Genomic DNA, 484 nt, shown 5'->3' with positions numbered 1-484 from the left:
CTCGCCGACATCGACCAGCCGACGATCATCCTCGACCACACGTCCATCACGACGGCCAGGCAGGGCCAGCCCTGATGGGTCCTCACGTAGGTGATGTCCGCGAACCACAGCCCGTCCGGCCCGCCCGCGGCGAAGTCGCGGCGCACCGGGTCGGGCGCGGAGCACGGCTGCGGCGCCGCCTGCTTTACCTCGCCTTTGGGGCGCTTGGCGCAACCGCGCGTCGTGCCGGCCCGGCCGCTCTCGCGCATGATGCGCGCCACGCGCTTGCGGGAGGTGCGCACGCCCGCCTTCCTGAGCTCCCGGAGCACCTTCGGGGCGCCGTAGATGCCCCGGCTGGCCGCGCGCACCTCGGAAATCATGGCGGCGAGCTCCCCATCGCGCCTGTCGTGCGCGCTCGGCGGCCGCTTCCTCCATGCGCGGTGGCCCTGCCTCGTGACCCCGAGGGCGGAGCACATCTCCGAGATCGTCCACACGCCCTCGTTGA

Annotated in this window: 1 protein-coding gene; it reads right to left on the bottom strand. The window is 72.9% G+C overall.

Annotated elements, in window-relative coordinates; all coding sequences use genetic code 11:
- On the bottom strand, positions 1 to 359 hold a 359-nt coding region (locus tag H6A21_RS10795; RefSeq protein WP_204562783.1), incomplete at its 3' end, for an IS3 family transposase.
- Positions 360 to 484: the final 125 nt, after the last annotated feature.

Origin of the sequence: Collinsella tanakaei, assembly GCF_016902615.1 — a bacterium.
GTDB lineage: Bacteria > Actinomycetota > Coriobacteriia > Coriobacteriales > Coriobacteriaceae > Collinsella > Collinsella tanakaei_A.
This window is presented reverse-complemented; position numbering and strand designations above follow the sequence as displayed.